Source organism: Bradyrhizobium sp. CCBAU 11386 (assembly GCF_028128955.1).
Classification (GTDB): domain Bacteria; phylum Pseudomonadota; class Alphaproteobacteria; order Rhizobiales; family Xanthobacteraceae; genus Bradyrhizobium.
Map to the genome: position 1 here is coordinate 52,232 of NZ_LBKA01000245.1, position 20,002 is coordinate 72,233.

Consider the following 20,002-nt stretch of genomic DNA (forward strand, 5'->3'; position numbering starts at 1 on the left):
CGTCGTCCTTCGAGGCTTGCTCTGCGGCGCATTCGCGCCGCAAAGCAAGCACCTCAGGATGACGGTGATAGATTGGCATTTGGCGCTCAGCGCCCGCCGCTAATTCGTCGGCCCGACCGTAAACGGGCCAATCGCGATCACGTGGCAGTCGCTGTCGCGCCTGGCGCAATCGGCCAGCGCGGAATTGACGGCGGTCTGCTCGTCGGCGGCCTTCAGGCCGAGGCCGGGGCGGCCTGCGGTGCCGACGGCGACGGCATTCCAGCCCATGGCGTCGGAAAGCTTGCGCACGACCTCGCTACGCGCGTCCGCCACGATCGAAGCGTTGGAAGCGGCATTGAAGAAGCCGGTGGTCCTGAACAGGGTCGGGATCGGCACGACGAAATTGTCGTCGATCGCGACGACCAGGCAGGCCACGCCGGCGATGGCGCCGCACGATTCCAGGGAGCGCCGCGCCGCGTCGTCGGCGGACGAGGCGCCCAGCACCATGAAATATTGTCCGCCCGGGCCGAGCGCGACCGACCGGGATTTCGCCGCCGGCACGAACATGTTCTCGAGCCGGACTTTCTGGGGATCGCGCACCATCGGGAAGTCCTTCGACGCGAAGGCCCGCTCGGTCATGGCATCGTGCCGCACCCAGGGCTGCGGCGGCATCGGCGGCTTGCCGTGCGCATAGACGATGGTGTTGCCGACCGCATAGAGCTCGCAGCGCCGCGGCGATTGCGCGGCATCGGCGCGCTTCTGGCACTGGTCGAGCGCGGCGTTGCGCGCGGCCTCCTCGTTTGGCTGGTTCAACGCCGAGCCGGTGAAGCCGCCGATGTTGAGCGCGAAGGCCTTGTAGTCGCCGGCGGCGGAATAGTCGCCAGCCAGATAGTTGCGGACGCGCTCGTTGATGAAGGGCACGCTGTCGGCAGCAAACTTGCCTGAGATCGGCGAGGCGGATGGCGACGGTGCAGGCATCGGAGCCATCGCCGCACCGGCATTCGGCGGCGCCATCGGTGTCACCGGCGCCTTTGCGAGCTGGGTCGGCGTCGGGCTCGGCGCGGCACTTGGTGTCGCGGCCGGCGTCACTGCGGCGGTCGCCGTCTGCTTGAGCTTGGTGTTGTAGAGGAAGCCGGTGACGCCGATGGCAACGACCGAGACGACTGCGACCACCAGCGGCCACATCCACACGGGTGCCGCCGCCACCTTGGAGGCCGCCTTCTTCAGCTGCGGCTTCGAATAGGTGCCGTCCTCGCGCCGCATCGCCACCATGTAGGCATGCACCGGCGTCGGGATGTTCTTCACCTCCTGCGCGCCGATATCGGCGAACTGCACCGACAGCTTGTTGGCGACCTGCTCGTGCACGGCACGGGAGACGCAGATGCCGCCGACCTCGGCGAGGCCTTCCAGCCGCGCGGCGATGTTGACGCCGTCGCCGAGCAGATCGCCGTTGCGCTCGACCACGTCGCCGATGGTGATGCCGATGCGGAACGACATCTGCCGGCTCGGCGGATAGGCCATGTTGCGGGTCCGCAGGGACTCCTGAATGTCGATCGCGCAGCGCACCGCGTCCACCGCGCTCGGAAATTCCGCGAGCACGGCATCGCCGGCAGTGTTGAAGATGCGGCCGTTCGCCTTTGCGATGAAATCGTCGATGACTTCGCGGTAGGAGGCCAGGCGCCGCAGCGTCTCCTCCTCGTCCTCCGCGACCAGCCTCGAATACCCGGCAATATCGGCTGCGAAAATCGCTGCGATCTTGCGTTTCATCTGTGACCCGCCCCCGGAACAAAATTCGCGGGCGAAGAATGCCGCTATCGGCGGCGCGGTGCAACAAAGTTTCAGCGCCCGCCACTTCCGCGACGAGCGCTGAACTTATTCAGGAATTTCTTGCAGGAATTTTGCGTTCGAGCCCCGAAGCGATGCCCCGGGGCTTAATGCATAGCCGTCGAGCTGAGCTGCTGCTGGATGCTCTTGAAGTGGTCGAGCCGCTCGATGGCCTGATCGAGCTCGTCGCCTTCGTGCTCCTTCAGCCCCTCTTCCATCTCCGCGATGGTCTCGGCGAACTGGGCACGGTCGAGCTCGGCCAGCGAGGTCGCGACGTCGGCGAGCACGGTCAGGCCCTTCTCCGAGACTTCGGCAAGACCGCCAAGCACGATGATCTTCTCGTGCTTGCCGCCGGTGGTGACGGTGAGGATGCCCGGCCGGATCGCAGCCACGACCGGCGCATGTCCCGCCAGCACGCCGAAGTCACCCTCGACGCCGGGGATGTCGACCTGGTCGACCTCACCCGAGAATGCGAGCTTTTCCGGAGAGACGAGATCGAAGTGGAAGGTGGCCATGGTGTACCTGCGAATAGCGAATAGCGAATGACGAGTGGCGAACCAACGGGGAGCAGCGGGTCTATTCGCTACTCCCTATTCGCCATTCGCCCCTTAGGCAGCCTCGGCCAGCTTCTTGCCCTTCTCGACCGCCTCTTCGATGGTGCCGACCATGTAGAAGGCGGCTTCCGGCAGGTGGTCATACTTACCTTCGCACAGGCCGCGGAAGCCCTTGATGGTGTCCGCGAGGTCGACGAACTTGCCCGGCGAGCCCGTGAAGACTTCGGCGACGTGGAACGGCTGCGACAGGAAGCGCTCGATCTTGCGGGCGCGGGCCACCGTCAGCTTGTCCTCTTCCGAGAGCTCGTCCATGCCGAGAATGGCGATGATGTCCTGGAGCGACTTGTAGCGCTGGAGCACCTGCTGGACCTGGCGCGCGGTCTGATAATGCTCCTCACCGACGACGAGCGGCGAGAGCATGCGCGAGGTCGAGTCGAGCGGGTCCACCGCGGGATAGATGCCCTTTTCCGAGATCGCACGGTTCAACACCGTGGTGGCGTCCAAGTGCGCGAACGAGGTCGCGGGCGCCGGGTCGGTCAAGTCGTCGGCCGGCACGTAAATGGCCTGCACCGAGGTGATCGAGCCCTTCTGCGTGGTGGTGATGCGCTCCTGGAGCGCGCCCATGTCGGTGGCGAGCGTCGGCTGATAACCCACCGCCGAAGGAATACGGCCGAGCAGCGCCGACACTTCCGAGCCGGCCTGGGTGAAGCGGAAGATGTTGTCGACGAAGAACAGCACGTCCTGGCCCTGGTCGCGGAAGTGCTCGGCGACGGTCAGACCGGTCAGGCCGACGCGGGCGCGAGCGCCCGGCGGCTCGTTCATCTGGCCGAACACGAGAGCGCACTTCGACTTCACGCTCGGATCCGGATTGTGCGGATCGGCATTGACCTTGGACTCGATGAACTCGTGATAGAGGTCGTTGCCCTCGCGGGTACGCTCGCCGACGCCGGCGAACACGGAGTAACCGCCGTGCGCCTTCGCGACGTTGTTGATCAGCTCCTGAATCAGCACGGTCTTGCCGACGCCGGCGCCGCCGAACAGGCCGATCTTGCCGCCCTTCGCATACGGAGCAAGAAGATCGACGACCTTGATGCCGGTGACGAGAATTTCGGCTTCGGTGGACTGGTCGGTGTAGGTCGGCGCTTCCTGGTGGATGGCGCGCAGGCCCTCGGACTTGATCGGACCGGCTTCGTCGATCGGCTCGCCGATGACGTTCATGATACGGCCCAGCGTGCCGTCACCCACGGGAACGGAGATCGGTTGACCGGTGTCAGTCACTTCCTGGCCGCGCACCAGACCTTCGGTGGCGTCCATCGCGATGGTGCGGACGGTCGACTCGCCGAGGTGCTGCGCAACTTCCAGCACCAGGCGGTTGTTGCCGTTCTTGGTCTCCAGCGAGTTGAGAATGGCCGGCAGGTGGCCTTCGAACTGCACGTCGACGACGGCGCCCATGACCTGGGTGACGCGACCGATCTGGGTGGCTGCTGTAGCCATGGACTCTATCTCCTTCGATCCGAACTTCTAGACCACGGTCAGCTTGACCGGGATGTTGCGTTTGACGGGTACTGAAGCGTCTTGGTCAGACGGCCTCGGCGCCCGAAATGATTTCGATCAGTTCCTTGGTGATCTGGGCCTGACGCGTGCGGTTGTAGACCAGCGTCTGCTTGCGGATCATCTCACCGGCGTTGCGCGTCGCGTTGTCCATCGCGCTCATCTGCGCGCCGTAGAACGAGGCGTTGTTCTCGAGCAGCGCGCGGAAAATCTGGACCGCGAGGTTGCGCGGCAGCAGGCGCGTGAGGATCTCGTCCTCTTCCGGCTCGTATTCGTAGGACGTCGTGCTGGCGGCAGCGCTCTCCTCGACAACCAGCGGGATGATCTGCTGGGCGGTCGGGATCTGGGCGATCACCGAGCGGAAGCGCGAATAGAACAGCGTGCAGACGTCGAATTCACCGGCATCGAAGCGGGCCAGAACCTTCTTGGCGATGTCCTCGGCATTGACGAAGCCGAGCTGGCGAACGCTGCGCAGGTCGAGATGCTCGACGATCTGCTTGTCGAACTGGCGGCGGAGCTGCTCGTAACCCTTGCGTCCGACGCAGAAGAATTTGACTTCCTTGCCCTCGTTCATCAGCGCCAGCGCGCGCTCGCGGGCGAGACGCACGATCGAGGAGTTGAATGCACCGGAGAGGCCGCGCTCGCCGGTGCAGACCAGAAGCAGGTGAACCTGGTCCCTGCCGGTGCCGGCCAGGAGCGTCGGCGCGCCGGGCGAGCCCGCCGCGGCGCTGGCGATGTTGGAGATCACCGCGCTCATCTTGTCGGCATAGGGACGTGCAGCTTCCGCAGCGGTCTGCGCACGGCGCAGCTTCGAGGCCGCGACCATCTGCATGGCCTTGGTGATCTTTTGCGTCGCCTTGGTGGAGGCGATGCGGACGCGCATGTCTTTAAGTGACGCCATTCTTCGTCCCCGACGGTTCGAGCCCTTGCGGCCAAACCGCTAGCCTGTCTCTGTCGTCATGCCCGGGCCTGTCCCGGGCATCCACGTCTTCGTCTTTCCACGCGGCAAGGCATGGATGGCCGGGACAAAAGCCCGGCCATGACGGCTCGTTATTACGCGAAGCTCTTCGCAAAACCTTCGACCACCGACTTCAGCTTGGCAGCGGTGTCGTCGGAGAGGTCGCGGCTGTCGCGGATCGAATTGAGGATCTCGACGTTCTTGCCGCGCAGCAGCGACAAGAGACCGTCCTCGAACGCGCGCACCTTGTTGAGCGGGAGCGGATCGAGATAGCCGTTGGTGCCGGCCCAGATCACGCAGACCTGCTCTTCCATCTTCAGCGGCGAGAACTGCGGCTGCTTCAGGAGCTCGGTGAGGCGCGAGCCGCGGTTGAGCAGGCGCTGGGTCGAGGCGTCGAGGTCGGAGCCGAACTGCGCGAACGCCGCCATTTCGCGGTACTGCGCGAGCTCACCCTTGATCTTGCCGGCGACCTTCTTGGTGGCCTTGGTCTGCGCCGACGAGCCGACGCGCGACACCGACAGACCGACGTTCACCGCGGGGCGGATGCCCTGGAAGAACAGGTCGGTTTCCAGGAAGATCTGGCCGTCGGTGATCGAGATGACGTTGGTCGGAATGTAGGCCGACACGTCGTTGGCCTGGGTTTCGATGACCGGCAGCGCGGTGAGCGAGCCCGAACCCTGGTCCTTGTTGAGCTTCGCCGCGCGCTCGAGCAGGCGGGAGTGCAGGTAGAATACGTCGCCCGGATAGGCTTCGCGGCCCGGCGGACGGCGCAGCAAGAGCGACATCTGGCGGTAGGCGACGGCCTGCTTGGACAGATCGTCATAGATGATGACGGCGTGCATGCCGTTGTCGCGGAAGTACTCGCCCATGGTGCAGCCGGTGAAGGGGGCGATGTACTGCATCGGCGCCGGATCGGAGGCAGTGGCGGCGACGATGATCGAGTACTCCAGTGCGCCCTGCTCTTCGAGCACCTTCACGAACTGGGCGACGGTCGAACGCTTCTGGCCGATCGCGACGTAGACGCAGTACAGCTTGATGTTCTCGTCGGCCTGCGCGTTGAGCGGCTTCTGGTTCAGGATGGTGTCGAGCGCGATCGCGGTTTTGCCGGTCTGGCGGTCGCCGATGATCAGCTCGCGCTGGCCGCGGCCGATCGGGATCAGGGCGTCGATCGCCTTGAGGCCGGTCGCCATCGGCTCGTTCACCGACTTGCGCGGAATGATGCCGGGCGCCTTGACGTCCACGCGCATGCGCTTGTCGGCCTGGATCGGACCCTTGCCGTCGATCGGGTTGCCGAGCGCGTCGACGACGCGGCCGAGCAGGCCCTTGCCGACCGGCGCGTCCACGATGGCGCGGGTGCGCTTGACGGTCTGGCCTTCCTTGATCTCGCGGTCGGCACCGAAAATAACGATACCGACGTTGTCGGTTTCGAGGTTCAGCGCCATGCCGCGGGTGCCGTTCTCGAACTCGACCATCTCACCGGCCTGGACGTTGTCCAGACCGTAGACGCGGGCGATACCGTCGCCGACGGACAGCACCTGTCCGACTTCGGAGACTTCAGCTTCCTGGCCGAAATTCTTGATCTGGTCCTTGAGGATCGCGGAAATTTCCGCGGCGCGGATGTCCATCAGCCTGCCTCTTTCATCGCGTGCTTGATCGAATTGAGTTTGGTGCGAAGCGAACCATCCACCATGCGGCTGCCCAGCTTGACGACGAGGCCACCGATGATCGAGGGATCGACTTTCACGTTCAGCGCGACGTCCTTGCCGGTCACCGACTTCAGGGCAACCTTGAGAGCGTCGAGATTCTTGTCCGAGAGCGCCTCCGCCACGGTGACATCAGCGGTCGCCTCGCCCTTGAACCTGGCGACCAGGGCGCGGTAGGCGCGGATGACGTCAGCCACCACGAACAGGCGGCGGTTGGCGGTCAGCACTTTCAGGAAATTGGCGGGGATGCCGACGATGCCGACCTTGTCCAGCACGGCCGAGAGGGCCCTGGACTGGGCATCGGCCGCGAACACCGGGCTGCGGACGAGGCGCTTCAGATCGGCACTCTCGCCCAGCAAGGCCTCGAACCTGTCGAGGTCGGCCTTGACCTCGTCGACCACGTTCTGGTCGCGGGCCAGTTCAAACAAGGCCGTTGCATAACGGCCGGACACACCGGAAACGGACGTATCTTCTGCAGCCACAGACGCGCTCTTTTAGCTGTCAAATTCGCAAGGGAAAAACCGTCGCCACGAAGCGGCGCCTAGCGATCCAAGCCCTTGGAATTCAAGCGGGACTTCGATTTTCGACCAGCACGGGAAGTGCCGGGCTCGTTAAAATCGCGGCTTTGCTAACATAGCAGGCGCGCACGTGCAACATGACGCCAAATTAAAGGCATGAGGTTCTGTCGCCAGTTCGTCGCAGTCCGCGGCGCTTCAGATGACGAGCGTCGTCGACTTGCACGATGACCTGCCACGCCACGGAATTGCCGCGTGCCTTGCAGCGGTGCGGCGTCCTTGGTTCCTGCCCCCAGCGCATAGCGGCCATGAACACGGATCGCTGAGGCGTGAATCCCGCCGCGGTCGTGCCACGCGCCGAATACTTACTCAATTCTAAACGCTGGGAGCGATGACTTTGCTCTACAGTATTCGAAAGTAATAGACCAGTTAATGAATCGTTAAAGTGCAAGATTACGGAATGTCGGATGAATATACCGGCAGGTCACAAGATATTTCATGACGACATAGAACAGATTTACTGCCCAATTCATGCCGCATTGCGAAAGGAAACGCCAATCCGCTCACAAACTGATGGGGGCTCCACTGGCCACATATGTGGCAATACTAGCTTAGGGACCACTAAATGCTGTCTTCCAAGACGCTGGGCACTGTGACCCGGCCGCGCACGGCGATCGCTTTCATTGCCGCAACCCTCCTCATCGGTGGAACCGCCACCGAAGCTTCCGCCAAATCCCGGCATCATCGGCACCATCACCGCCACCACATCCAGAACGATGCCAACGCGAACTCCGACTGGCGCAACGCCAACGCGTCGATGACGCCGTCCTCGGGCACCGGGCACAGCTTCTCCGGCATGGCCTCCTATTACGGCAACGAGTCCGGCAGCCGGACCGCCTCGGGCCAGCGCTTCAACCAGAACGCCATGACCGCGGCGCACCGTTCGCTGCCGTTCGGCACCAAGCTGCGCGTCACCCATGGCGGTTCGAGCGTCATCGTCACCATCAATGACCGTGGCCCCTTCATTCGCGGCCGTGTGCTTGACCTCTCCACGGGTGCTGCCCGCGCCATCGGCCTCACCGGCGCCGGCGTCGGCCGCGTCACCGCGGAAGTCGTCTCCTAAGAGCGCATCACGCGTGAAACAAGCCCGCTGTCTTGGGGGACGGCGGGCTTTTTTGTTGGCCGTCATCCCGCTCGTGTCCCGGACAAGCTGCAACGCCGGTTGGCGTTGCGGCGCGGAGCCGGACCCAGAAGCTGCGAGCTCTCCTTTGCGACATGGACCCCGGCTCTGCAGCGCACCGTCGAAGAGACGCTGCGCTGCGTCCGGGGCACCAGAGGAGAGAGCGACGAACACACCGCTCCCTACCGTCATTGCGAGCGCAGCGAAGCAATCCAGAATCTTTCCGCGGAAAGACTCTGGATTGCTTCGTCGCAAGGGCTCCTCGCAATGACGGGGAGAGAGTGTGCGCAGCCCTTACAAAAAGCTCTGCGGATCGACGTCCACCTCTAACTTCAGATTGCCCTTCGGCTTCGGGCAAACGGCGAGCCAGTTGCGCAGATAGTCCGACAGATCGAAACCGCGCGCCGATTTCACCAGGATGCGGAAGCGGTAGCGGCCCTTGATCACGGCGAGCGGCGCTTCCGCCGGGCCCAGCACCACCACGCGCTCGTCGCGCGGCGCGAGCGCGACGAGACGGCGGCCAAAGCCTTCCGCGCTCGGGCGGTCGCCGGCCGAGATGATCAGGCTGGCGAGCCGGCCGAACGGCGGATACAGCGTGCGCTCGCGCAGATCGATCTCGCTGTCGTAGAAGGCTTCGCGGTCGCAGGCGATCAGCGCCTTCATTACGGGATGATCGGGCTGGTGGGTCTGGAGATAGCCGACGCCGCGGCCCTGCTCGCGGCCGGCGCGGCCGATCACCTGGTTGAGCAATTGCCAGGTGCGTTCCGCCGCGCGCGGATCGCCATTGGACAGGCCCAGATCCGCATCCACGACGCCGACCAGGTTGAGCCGCGGGAAGTTATGGCCCTTGGCGACGAGCTGCGTGCCGATGATGATGTCGACGCGGCCCTCCGCGATCTCGGCAAGCTCGGAGCGCATGGTCTCGATCGAGGTGATGAGATCGCTCGACAGCACCATGGTGCGCGCCTCCGGGAACAGCGCCGCCGCTTCTTCCTGCAGGCGCTCGACGCCGGGGCCGACCGCGACAAGCGATTCCTCTGCCGAACAGTTCGGACAGATATGCGGGCGCGGCATCGAGAAGCCGCAATGGTGACAGACCAGGCGCTGGCGGAAGCGGTGATCGACCAGCCAGGCATCGCAGATGGTGCAGGCGAAGCGATGGCCGCAGGCCCGGCACAAGGTCAGCGGCGCATAGCCGCGGCGATTGAGGAACAAGAGCGCCTGCTCGCGCCGCTCGATCGCGGTTCTGATCTCGCCTGCCAGGCGCGGCGAGATGAAGCGGCCGCGCGCGGGCGGCTCGCGCCGCATGTCGATCGCCTCGATATGCGGCATGTGCTGGCCGCCGAAGCGCGAGGGCAGCGCGATGCGCTGATAGCGGTTCTTGCGCGCATTGACCTCGGATTCGACCGACGGCGTCGCAGACGCCAGCACGATCGGAATCTTGGCGATATGCGCGCGCACCACCGCCATGTCGCGGGCGTGGTAATGCACGCCCTCGTCCTGCTTGTAGGCCTGGTCGTGCTCTTCATCGACGACGATGAGGCCGAGATTGGCGTAGGGCAGAAACAGCGCCGAGCGCGCGCCGACCACGACCGGCGCGCTGCATTCGGAGATCGCCGCCCAGTTGCGCGCGCGGGTGCGCGGGGTGAGCTCGGAGTGCCATTCGATCGGCCGCACGCCAAAACGCTGCGCGAAGCGGTCGAGGAACTGGCCGGTGAGCGCGATCTCCGGCATCAGGATCAGCGACTGCCTGCCGCGGCGGATCGCCTCCGCGATAGCCTCGAAATAGACCTCGGTCTTGCCCGAGCCGGTGACACCGTCGAGCAGCGCGACGTGGAACGTGCCGTTGGCCGCGAGCGCGCGCATCGTATCGACGGCGGTGCGCTGGAGCGGTGTGAAGTCCGGCCGGCCGAAATCCGGATCGGGGGCCGGTGGCGGCGGTGGCGGCGGCATCGGCTCGACCGTGAGCGTGCCTTCGTCCACGAGGCCGTCGATCACGCCGGCCGAGACGCCCGCCCCCTTGGCCGCCTCGGACTTGCCGTGCAGCAGCCGGTCCGACAGCACCTCGATCACGCGTTGCCGCGCCGGCGTCAGCCGCTTGGGGGGATCGCCGACCAGGCGCACGCCGGGGCGCACCCGCTCGGGGCCGAGATTGTCGCCCATCCGCAGGCACATGCGCAGCACCATGCCGCGCGGGCTCAGCGTGTAATTGGCGACCCAGTCGACGACGGAACGCAGCTCGGGCTTCAGTGGCGGGAGGTCGAGCTTCTCGTTGACCTCCTTGAGGCGGTTGTGCAGGCGCGGATCGGGATTGGCGTTCTCGGCCCAGACCACGGCGAGCACCTCGCGGGGCCCCAGCGGCACGCCGACGAGATCGCCCGCCTTCAGCTCCATCCCGCGCGGCACCTTGTAGGAATAGGTCTGTTCCAGCGCGACCGGCACCAGCACGTCGACCATGCGGGTCGCGTTGGCGGAGGCGGTGCTGCTGCGGGACGTGTGGTCCATGAACTGAGAATCGGAACCCGGGGGCCTCAAGGCTAGCGCCGTGAGGCGGCCTTAGCGAACGATAAACGAGTGTGATGCGATATACTGTGCGGAATCACCACGTCCAGAGCGCATGAGCAAAGCGGCCGCCCCACCCATCGAGCTCGCCAGCGCCGATCCTGACATCGCGCAGGAGATGACGCGCTGGCTGTCGCATCTCGGCGCCGAGCGGCGGCTGTCGCCGAAGACGCTGGAGGCCTATGGCCGCGACTTGCGGCAGTGCCTGGATTTCCTGTGTGCCCATTGGGGCGAGCGCGTCACGCTCAAGCGCTTCGCGGCGCTGGAAGCCACCGACGTGCGCGCCTTCATGGCGATGCGCCGGGCCGACGATATTGCCGGCCGCTCGCTGATGCGCGCGCTGGCGGGCCTGCGCTCGTTCGGCCGTTTCCTCGAACGCGAGGGCAAGGGCAAGGTCGGCGCACTCTCGGCGATCCGCGCGCCGAAGGTCGCCAAGAGCCTGCCAAAACCGCTGCCGATGGCTTCCGCAAAGCGTCTTGCGGATGCCGACGAGCGCGCCGGCGAGGAACGCGAGACCTGGATTCTGGCGCGCGATGCCGCGGTGATGGCGCTGCTGTACGGCTCCGGCCTGCGCATCTCCGAAGCGCTCGGCCTGAAGCGCCGCGAGGTGCCGAAGCCGGGCGAAGGCGACGTGCTCGTCGTGACAGGCAAAGGCAACAAGACCCGCATGGTGCCGGTGCTCCAGAACGTGCTCGCGCTGGTGCAGGAATATGTTGCGATGTGCCCGTATCCGCTGCCGGCGGAAGGACCGATCTTCGTCGGCGCGCGCGGCGGTCCCTTGAGCCCACGCATCATCCAGCTCGCGATGGAGCGGCTGCGCGGCGCGCTCGGCCTGCCCGACAGCGCGACGCCGCACGCGCTGCGCCATTCCTTCGCCACGCATCTGCTGTCGCGCGGCGGCGATTTGCGCGCGATCCAGGAATTGCTCGGCCATTCCTCGCTCTCGACCACGCAGGTCTACACCGGCATCGATTCCGAGCGGCTGCTGGAAGTCTATGCCAGCGCGCATCCGCGACGCTGACACACTGACGTCATAACTTCCTTGCCTCTTGCGCGGCGCCCGCGGTTCGGTCAATCGTGGGGAACCGAGGCAGGAGGGATTTATGAGCGCACATGAAAGCATGGAGCATGCCGAGCACGCCGAGCACGCGTCCGGCTCGAACAAGAAGATCGCACTTCTGATCGCCGTGCTGGCGCTGTTCCTGGCGATCTCCGAGACGCTCGGCAAGGGCGCCCAGACCGAATCGATCAGCAAGAACGTCGAGGCCGCCAATCTCTGGGCGTTCTTCCAGGCCAAGAGCATCCGCCGCACCGTGGTGCTGACCGCGGCCGAGCAGGGCAAGCTCTCGCTCGCCGGCACCACCGACGACGCCATGAAGGCGACGGTGCAGAAGCAGGTCGACGACTGGACCAAGACCGCGCAGCGCTACCGCTCCGAGCCCGAGACCGGCGAAGGCACCGAACAGCTCGCCGAGAAGGCCAAGCATGCCGAGCACGAGCGCGACGAGGCGACCGCGAAATACCATCACTTCGAGCTGGCGTCCGCCGCCTTCCAGATCGGCATCGTGCTGGCCTCGGCCACCATCATCACCGGCATGTTCGCGCTGGCTTACGTCAGCGGCATCCTGACGCTCGCCGGCCTCCTCATGACCGCGCTCGGCCTGTGGTGGCCGCATCTGGTGCATTTGCATTGAGGCCGGGTCGCATTTGCTCCGCTGTCGTCCCGGCGAAGGCCGGGACCCATACCGCGTGATTTATCGATTGCGGATGGTCGGAGTATCGAACGACGAATCTTCGCCAAACTTCTCCCTGGGGTTATGGGTCCCGGCCTTCGCCGGGACGACACTGGGGAATTGGCGTGAGCATAGGCTCAACAACAACGCTCAGCGCGCCTCGTGCACGCTCTTGCGGAAGCGCTGGATCAGGCGGAGGGTGCGGGAGGACCAGCCTTCGCCGTTGCCGCTGATGATCTCCTTGATGCGCCGCTTGACCGGGTCGACGAGCTCGGCCGCCTTGGCGCGCAGCTTCAGCACCAACGCGTAGAGCCGCTCGAACCAGTGCATCTCCATGAGCTTGTCGCGCGTCACGTCGAAGACGAAGGCGGTGACGCCGACGCCGAGCATCTTTGCGAACAGGATCGTGAAGACGGCGCTGGTCCAGTATTCATGCGTAAGCAGCCACAGGCCGACCAGCTTGAGCGGAAACAGCGGGATGATGGGGACCGCGAACACGATCAGCGTCATGGCCGGCGATAGCGCATCGACGCGCTCCGTCAGCCATTGCTTGAAACGCGCGAGCGGGATCGCTGCGACAACCCGCGCGACGATCGGCTCGAGATGGTCCCACAGCCAGGCTTCGATCAGGAAAATGATCGCCAGCAGGACCCAGACCGGTTGAAGAAGGCGGCGCAGCATGTGTTGTCCCGCCCGATTCGGCTCGGGGCGTGGCCTACATATGGATGGCCCGCTTGCCGACTGCAAGCGCGGCTTCCTTGATGGCCTCCGAGCGGGTCGGATGCGCGTGGCAGGTGCGCGCGAGATCCTCCGCACTGCCGCCAAACTCCATGAGAACGCACGCTTCATGGATCATTTCCCCGGCTTCGCGGCCGATAATGTGCACGCCGAGCACGCGATCGGTCTTCGCATCTGCGAGAACCTTCACAAAGCCGTCGGTGGTCTGGTTGACCTTGGAACGGCCATTGGCGGTAAAGGGAAACTTCCCGACGGTATAAGCCACGCCCACCTGCTTCAGTTCCTCCTCGGTCTTGCCGACGGCGGAGACTTCCGGCGTGGTATACACGACGCCTGGGATAACGTCGTAATTCACGTGGCCGGCTTGCCCTGCGATGATCTCCGCGACCGCAACGCCTTCGTCCTCGGCCTTGTGCGCGAGCATCGGGCCGGCGACGACGTCGCCGATGGCGTAGACGCCCTTGAGGCTGGTGGCGAAATGCGGATCGATCTGCACGCGGCCGCGATTGTCGAGCGCAACGCCGGCCTCCTTCAGGCCGAGGCCATCGGTGTAGGGCACGCGGCCGATGCAGACGAGCACGACGTCGGCTTCGATAGTCTCGGCGGCACCGCCGGCAGCCGGTTCGATTTTCGCGAGCAATGCCTTGCTGTTCGCTTCGACGCCGGTGAGCTTCGAGCCCAGCTTGAATGCAAATCCCTGCTTTTCGAGGATGCGCTGGAACTGCTTCGCGATCTCGCCGTCCATCCCGGGCAAGATGCGGTCCAGGAATTCGACCACCATGACTTCGGATCCGAGCCTGCGCCACACCGAGCCAAGCTCAAGCCCGATCACGCCGGCGCCGATGACCAGCAACCTGCCGGGCACCTTGTCCAGCGACAGCGCGCCGGTGGACGAGACAACGCGCTTCTCGTCGATCTCGATGCCCTTGAGACGCGCGATGTCCGAGCCGGTGGCGATGACGATGCTCTTCGTTTCGATCGTTTGCGACTTGCCGTCGGCGGAGACTTCGACCTTGCCGGTGCCGAGGATCTTGCCGGTGCCCTTGAGCACGTCGATCTTGTTCTTCTTCATCAGGAACTCGACGCCCTTGACGTTGCCGTCGATGCCCTGCTGCTTGAAGTTCATCATCGCCGGAAGCTCGAGCTTCGGCGCGGAGACGGACACGCCCATCTTGGCGAAGGAATGCGCGGCTTCCTCGAACATCTCGGAAGCATGCAGCAGCGCCTTCGAGGGCATGCAGCCGACATTGAGGCAGGTGCCGCCGAGCGTGGCGTTCTTTTCGACCACGGCGACTTTCATGCCGAGCTGGCTGGCGCGCACCGCGCAGACATAACCGCCCGGTCCGGTGCCGATGACGACGAGATCGTAGGTAGCCATGAGAGAAAGTCCCGTGAGTTTAGCGTGGAAAGATGTGTCAGCGTCCGCCGGACACATCGAGAATGGCCGAGGTGACGTAGGAGGCATCGTCCGACGTCAGCCAGACGATGGCGTTGGCGATTTCCTCGGCGGTGCCGACGCGCTTCATCGGCACCATATGGGCCAGGCGATGGGCGCGGTCGGGCTCGCCGCCGGCGGCGTGGATTTCGGTGTCGATCAGGCCGGGCCGGATCGCGGCAACGCGGATGCCTTCGCCCGCAACCTCATAGCCGAGGCCGACGGTGAAGGAATCGATCGCGCCCTTGGACGCGGCGTAATCGACATAGGTGTTGGGTGCACCTAACCTGGCTGCGACCGACGACAGATTGACGATGACGCCGCCCTTGCCGCCATGCTTGGTCGACATCCGCTTCACTGCCTCGCGCGCGCAGAGGATGGAGCCGGTGACGTTGACCGCCATCACGCGCTGGATGCGCTCGGCCGACATCTCGTCGACGCGCACGCCGCTCTTGCCGACGATGCCGCCATTGTTGACGAGGGCACCGAGCGTGCCGAACTTGTCCGCTTGCTTGAACAGTTCGATTATGTCGCTTTCCTCGGCGACATCGCATTTCACCGCGATGGCCTTGCCGTTGCTGGCCGCGATCTGCGCGACGACTTCGTCCGCAGCCTGCTTGTTGCTGGCGTAGCCGACGACGACACGGAAGCCGCGTGCGGCCGCCGCGAGCGCGGTCGCCCGCCCGATGCCGCGGCTGCCGCCGGTGATGACAACGACTTTATCCGTCATGCGCCCCTCCATGGTTCGACACGCGCCGTCGCGCGAGAGGGCGACGGCGCTCGCAGAGCATCAGCGATCAGAGATCGAGCACCAGGCGCGCCGGATCTTCCAGGCTCTCCTTGACGCGGACGAGGAAGGTGACGGCTTCCTTGCCGTCGATGACGCGGTGATCGTAGGACAGCGCCAGATACATCATCGGGCGGACCTCGATCTTGCCGCCGACGACCATCGGCCGCTCCTGGATCTTGTGCATGCCGAGGATGCCGGACTGCGGCGCGTTCAGGATCGGCGTCGACATCAGCGAGCCGTAGATGCCGCCATTGGTGATGGTGAAGGTGCCGCCCTGCATCTCGTCGATCTTGAGCTGGCCGTCACGGGCACGGCGGCCGAAATCGGCGATGCCCTTCTCGATGTCGGCGATCGACTTATGGTCGCAGTCGCGCACAACCGGCACGACCAGGCCCTTGTCGGTGCCGACGGCGACGCCGATGTGATAGTAGTTCTTGTAGATCAGGTCGCTGCCGTCGATCTCGGCGTTGACCGCCGGGATGTCCTTCAGGGCCTGCACGACGGCCTTGGTGAAGAAGCCCATGAAGCCGAGCTTGCTGCCGTGCTTCTTCTCGAACGCGTCCTTGTAGTGCGCGCGCAGCGCCATGACGTTGGTCATGTCGACCTCGTTGAAGGTCGTCAGCATGGCCGCGGTGTTCTGCACGTCCTTCAGACGACGCGCGATGGTCTGGCGCAGCCGGGTCATCTTGACGCGCTCTTCGCGGGCGGCGTCATCGGCCGGCGAGAGCGCGCGGACCTGGACGGCGGCGGCGGGCTGGTTGACCGGGGTCGGCGCGGAGGCCGCGCGCTCGATCGCGGCGAGCATGTCGCCCTTGGTGACGCGGCCGTCCTTGCCGGAGCCGGGAACGGTCGAAGCATCGATGCCGGTCTCGGCCGAGAGCTTGCGCACGGAGGGGGCGAGCGGCGCGTCGGCCGGCGGCGCCTTCGCGGACGGAGCCGGTGCGGCAGCAGCAGCCGCGGCGGCGGGAGCGGCAGCAGGCTTGGCGGGAGCAGCGGCCGGCTTGGCCGCGCCAGCGGCGCCTTCGGTGATCTGGCCGAGCAGCGCGCCGACAGCAACGGTCGCGCCGTCAGCGGCGATGATCTCGCTCAGCGTGCCTGCGGAGGGCGCCGGGACTTCGATGGTGACCTTGTCGGTCTCGAGCTCCACCAAGGGCTCGTCGACGGCGACGGGGTCGCCGGCCTTCTTGAACCAGCGGCCGATGGTGGCCTCGGTGACGGATTCGCCGAGCGTCGGCACACGAATTTCAGTCATGGTCTTTTCCTTAATCGTTTTTGGCCGTCATCGTCCGCGCAGGCGGACGATCCAGTACACCGTGACGATCATGGATCAAACGGACGCCGCGGCGTACTGGATGCCCCGCCTTCGCGGGGCATGACAATTGGAATTTCGGTTAGCTCAGTGCTTCGTCCAGGAACGCCTTCAGCTGAGCCTGATGCTTGGACATCAGACCCGTGGCGGTCGCGGCGGAAGCGGCGCGGCCGACATAACGCGGACGCCGGCTCGCACCGTTCACCTGGTTCAGCACCCATTCCAGATAGGGCTCGATGAAGTGCCAGGCACCCATGTTGCGGGGCTCTTCCTGGCACCACACCACTTCGGCCTTCTTGAAGCGCGACAGCTCGGCCACCAGCGCCTTCAGCGGCACCGGATAGAGCTGCTCGACGCGCATCAGGTAGATGTCGTCGATGCCGCGCTTCTCGCGCTCCTCGTAGAGATCGTAATAGACCTTGCCGGAGCAGAGCACGATGCGGCGAACCTTCTCGTCGGGGACGAGCTTGATCGCCTCGTTCGGCAGCATCTGGGCGTCATCGTACAGGATGCGGTGGAAGGTCGTTCCCTTCGCGAGCTCTTCGAGACGCGACACCGCCCGCTTGTGACGCAGCAGCGACTTCGGCGTCATCAGGATCAGCGGCTTGCGGATCTCGCGATGCAGCTGCCGGCGCAGCACGTGGAAATAGTTGGCCGGCGTGGTCGGATAGACCACCTGCATGTTGTCTTCGGCGGACATCTGGAGATAACGCTCCAGACGCGCCGAGGAGTGCTCCGGCCCCTGGCCCTCATAGCCGTGCGGCAGGAGGCAGACGAGGCCGGACATGCGCAGCCATTTGCGCTCGCCCGAGGAGATGAACTGGTCGAACACGACCTGCGCGCCGTTGGCGAAGTCGCCGAACTGCGCTTCCCACAGGGTCAGCGTGTTCGGCTCGGCGAGCGAATAGCCGTATTCGAAGCCGAGCACCGCTTCTTCCGACAGCAGCGAGTTGATGACCTCGTAATGACCCTGCTCGTGACCGAGATGGTTGAACGGCGTGTAGCGGCTCTCGTCCTCCTGGTCGATCAGGACCGAATGGCGCTGCGAGAATGTGCCGCGCTCCGAATCCTGTCCGGACAGACGGACATGGTGGTTCTCATTGAGCAACGAGCAGAACGCCAGCGCCTCGCCGGTCGCCCAGTCGATGCCCGCGCCGGTGTCGATCGCCTTGGCGCGGTTGTCGAGGAAGCGCTGGATGGTGCGGTGGACGCGGAAACCATCCGGCACCTTGGTGATCTTGCGGCCAATATCCTTCAGGGCGGTGATGTCGACGCCGGTGACGCCGCGCCGCGCATCCTCTTCCTGGTCGGCGATCTTGAAGCCGGCCCACTTGCCGTCGAGCCAGTCGGCCTTGTTCGGCTTGTAGCTGGTGCCGGCTTCGAACTCGGCATCGAGCCGCGAGCGCCAGTCGGCCTTCAACTTGTCGACCTCGCCCTCGGTGACCACGCCCTCGGAGATCAGGCGCTTGGCATAGAGCGACAGCGTCGACGGATGGGCCGCGATCCGCTTGTACATGACCGGCTGGGTGAACGCCGGCTCATCGCCCTCGTTGTGGCCGTAGCGGCGATAGCACCACATGTCGATCACGACCGGCTTGTGGAACTTCTGCCGGAACTCGATCGCGACCTTGGCCGCGAACACCACGGCTTCCGGATCGTCGCCGTTCACGTGGAAGATCGGCGCGTCGATCATCTTCGCCACGTCCGACGGATAGGGCGAGGAGCGCGAGTAGCGCGGATAGGTGGTGAAGCCGATCTGGTTGTTGACGATGAAGTGCACGGAGCCGCCAGTGCGGTAGCCCTTCAGGTCGGACAGGCCGAAGCATTCCGCGACCACGCCCTGGCCGGCGAACGCTGCGTCGCCATGCATCAGCAGCGGCAGCACCGAGATGCGCATGTCGGGCGGATCGCCGTGCTGGTCCTGCTTGGCGCGGACCTTGCCGAGCACCACGGGATCGACGATCTCGAGATGCGAGGGGTTGGCAGTCAGCGACAGATGGATGCGGTTGCCGTCGAACTCGCGGTCCGAGGAGGCGCCGAGGTGGTACTTGACGTCGCCGGAGCCTTCGACCGCATCAGGATTGGCCGAGCCGCCCTTGAACTCGTGGAACAGCGCGCGGTGCGCCTTGCCCATCACTTGGGTCAGCACGTTGAGGCGGCCGCGATGCGGCATGCCCAGCACGATTTCCTTCACGCCGAGATTGCCGCCGCGCTTGATGATCTGCTCGAGCGCAGGGATCAGGGATTCGCCGCCGTCGAGGCCGAAACGCTTGGTGCCGGTGAACTTGGTGTCGCAGAACTTCTCGAAGCCCTCGGTCTCGACCAGCTTCGTCAGGATGGCGCGACGGCCTTCGCGGGTGAACGAGATCTCCTTGTCCGGACCCTCGATGCGCTCCTGGATCCAGGCCTTCTGCGCGGCATTGCTGATATGCATGAACTCGACGCCGAGCGTCTGGCAGTAGGTGCGCTCGCAGATCGCGGTGATCTCGCGCAACGTGCCGTATTCGAGGCCGAGCACGTGATCGAGGAAGATCTTGCGGTCGAAATCGGCTTCACTGAAGCCGTAGGTGCGCGGATCGAGCTCTTCGCGGTTGCGCTGAGCCTCGATGCCGAGCGGATCGAGCTTGGCGTGGAAGTGGCCGCGCATGCGGTAGGAGCGGATCAGCATCAAGGCGCGGACGGAGTCGCGCGTGGCCTGAAGCAGGTCGGCGGAGGAAAGGCCGGCGCCCTTGTCGCCCCCCTTGGCCTGCGCCTTGGCGGCGATCTTGGCGCCGACCGCCTTCTCGACTTCGGCCCAGTTGCCGTCGAGGGCGGAGGTCAGGTCGTCCTGCGGCGTCAGCGGCCAGTTGGCACGCTCCCAGGACGGGCCTTCGGCGTTCTTGCGGACGTCGTCCGGCTGGTCCTTCAGGCTCTTGAAGAACTCCTGCCACTCGGCGTCGACCGAGGACGGGTCCTTCTCGTAGCGGGCGTAGATTTCGTCGATGTAGGTGGCGTTGGTGCCCTGCAAAAAGGAAGAGAGGGCAAAGGCTGCGTTCGCGTCTTGGCGAGACATACTTGAGTTCCTGGCGATTTCGGTTCGCGCATAACAAACGGCGCTGGCGCTGGGCTCCCCCGGCAGAGGCCCAGCGCGATTGGCACCATTTACCCTATTTGCTGCGAAACTTCGCCCGG

The 20,002-nt window shown here is 65.2% G+C and carries 15 protein-coding genes; 3 read left to right on the top strand and 12 right to left on the bottom strand.

Translation table 11 applies throughout. The annotated features are described in order from the left end of the window. Positions 1–99: 99 nt before the first annotated feature. The 6 genes from XI09_RS29120 to XI09_RS29145 all read right to left on the bottom strand — a co-directional run bounded on the left by XI09_RS29120 (position 100) and on the right by XI09_RS29145 (position 7,051). Positions 100–1,746, bottom strand: a complete 1,647-nt coding sequence (locus tag XI09_RS29120) for an adenylate/guanylate cyclase domain-containing protein (protein WP_271569894.1) — start codon at positions 1,744–1,746, stop codon at positions 100–102. A gap of 164 nt (positions 1,747–1,910) precedes the next feature. Continuing rightward, a complete protein-coding gene (locus XI09_RS29125; RefSeq protein WP_271569895.1) occupies positions 1,911–2,318 on the bottom strand; it encodes a F0F1 ATP synthase subunit epsilon in 408 nt (135 codons plus the stop codon). A gap of 93 nt (positions 2,319–2,411) precedes the next feature. Next, the gene (atpD, locus tag XI09_RS29130) at positions 2,412–3,851 is read right to left on the bottom strand and encodes a F0F1 ATP synthase subunit beta (RefSeq protein WP_271569896.1); all 1,440 of its coding nucleotides are present in this window, start codon (positions 3,849–3,851) and stop codon (positions 2,412–2,414) included. An 85-nt stretch (positions 3,852–3,936) separates the two neighbouring features. Then, positions 3,937–4,809, bottom strand: a complete 873-nt coding sequence (locus XI09_RS29135) for a F0F1 ATP synthase subunit gamma (RefSeq protein ID WP_271569897.1) — start codon at positions 4,807–4,809, stop codon at positions 3,937–3,939. Between the two features lie 152 nt (positions 4,810–4,961). Then, positions 4,962–6,491: a F0F1 ATP synthase subunit alpha gene (gene atpA, locus XI09_RS29140; RefSeq protein WP_271569898.1), complete on the bottom strand. Its 1,530-nt coding sequence runs from the start codon at positions 6,489–6,491 to the stop codon at positions 4,962–4,964. Next, positions 6,491–7,051 (bottom strand): F0F1 ATP synthase subunit delta, encoded by a 561-nt coding sequence (locus tag XI09_RS29145; protein WP_271569899.1) that lies wholly within the window; start codon positions 7,049–7,051, stop codon positions 6,491–6,493. Before XI09_RS29145 ends, atpA begins: the two co-directional genes overlap by 1 nt. A 658-nt stretch (positions 7,052–7,709) precedes the next feature. Here XI09_RS29145 and XI09_RS29150 point away from each other — a divergent pair. Next, positions 7,710–8,207, top strand: a complete 498-nt coding sequence (locus XI09_RS29150) for a septal ring lytic transglycosylase RlpA family protein (RefSeq protein WP_271569900.1) — start codon at positions 7,710–7,712, stop codon at positions 8,205–8,207. A 351-nt stretch (positions 8,208–8,558) separates the two neighbouring features. Here XI09_RS29150 and XI09_RS29155 read toward each other — a convergent pair whose 3' ends face one another. Continuing rightward, positions 8,559–10,769, bottom strand: coding sequence for a primosomal protein N' (locus tag XI09_RS29155; protein WP_271569901.1), 2,211 nt, complete (start codon positions 10,767–10,769; stop codon positions 8,559–8,561). Between the two features lie 112 nt (positions 10,770–10,881). Between XI09_RS29155 and XI09_RS29160 the strand changes: the two genes are divergently transcribed. Further along, positions 10,882–11,847, top strand: a complete 966-nt coding sequence (locus XI09_RS29160; protein ID WP_271569902.1) for a tyrosine recombinase XerC — start codon at positions 10,882–10,884, stop codon at positions 11,845–11,847. Between the two features lie 82 nt (positions 11,848–11,929). Next, complete coding sequence (locus XI09_RS29165) at positions 11,930–12,520, top strand: DUF4337 domain-containing protein (protein WP_271569903.1); 591 nt, start codon at positions 11,930–11,932, stop codon at positions 12,518–12,520. 189 nt (positions 12,521–12,709) lie between these two features. Here XI09_RS29165 and XI09_RS29170 read toward each other — a convergent pair whose 3' ends face one another. The 5 genes from XI09_RS29170 to XI09_RS29190 form a co-directional block, all read right to left on the bottom strand. Continuing rightward, complete coding sequence (locus tag XI09_RS29170; protein WP_271569904.1) at positions 12,710–13,240, bottom strand: hypothetical protein; 531 nt, start codon at positions 13,238–13,240, stop codon at positions 12,710–12,712. 34 nt (positions 13,241–13,274) lie between these two features. After that, the gene (lpdA, locus tag XI09_RS29175) at positions 13,275–14,675 is read right to left on the bottom strand and encodes a dihydrolipoyl dehydrogenase (protein WP_271569905.1); all 1,401 of its coding nucleotides are present in this window, start codon (positions 14,673–14,675) and stop codon (positions 13,275–13,277) included. A gap of 37 nt (positions 14,676–14,712) precedes the next feature. Then, a complete protein-coding gene (locus XI09_RS29180; protein ID WP_271569906.1) occupies positions 14,713–15,462 on the bottom strand; it encodes an SDR family oxidoreductase in 750 nt (249 codons plus the stop codon). A gap of 67 nt (positions 15,463–15,529) precedes the next feature. Continuing rightward, positions 15,530–16,774: a 2-oxoglutarate dehydrogenase complex dihydrolipoyllysine-residue succinyltransferase gene (gene odhB / locus XI09_RS29185; RefSeq protein WP_271569907.1), complete on the bottom strand. Its 1,245-nt coding sequence runs from the start codon at positions 16,772–16,774 to the stop codon at positions 15,530–15,532. A gap of 139 nt (positions 16,775–16,913) precedes the next feature. After that, on the bottom strand, positions 16,914–19,883 hold the full coding sequence (locus XI09_RS29190) for a 2-oxoglutarate dehydrogenase E1 component (protein WP_271569908.1): 2,970 nt from the start codon (positions 19,881–19,883) through the stop codon (positions 16,914–16,916). Between the last annotated feature and the right edge of the window lie 119 nt (positions 19,884–20,002).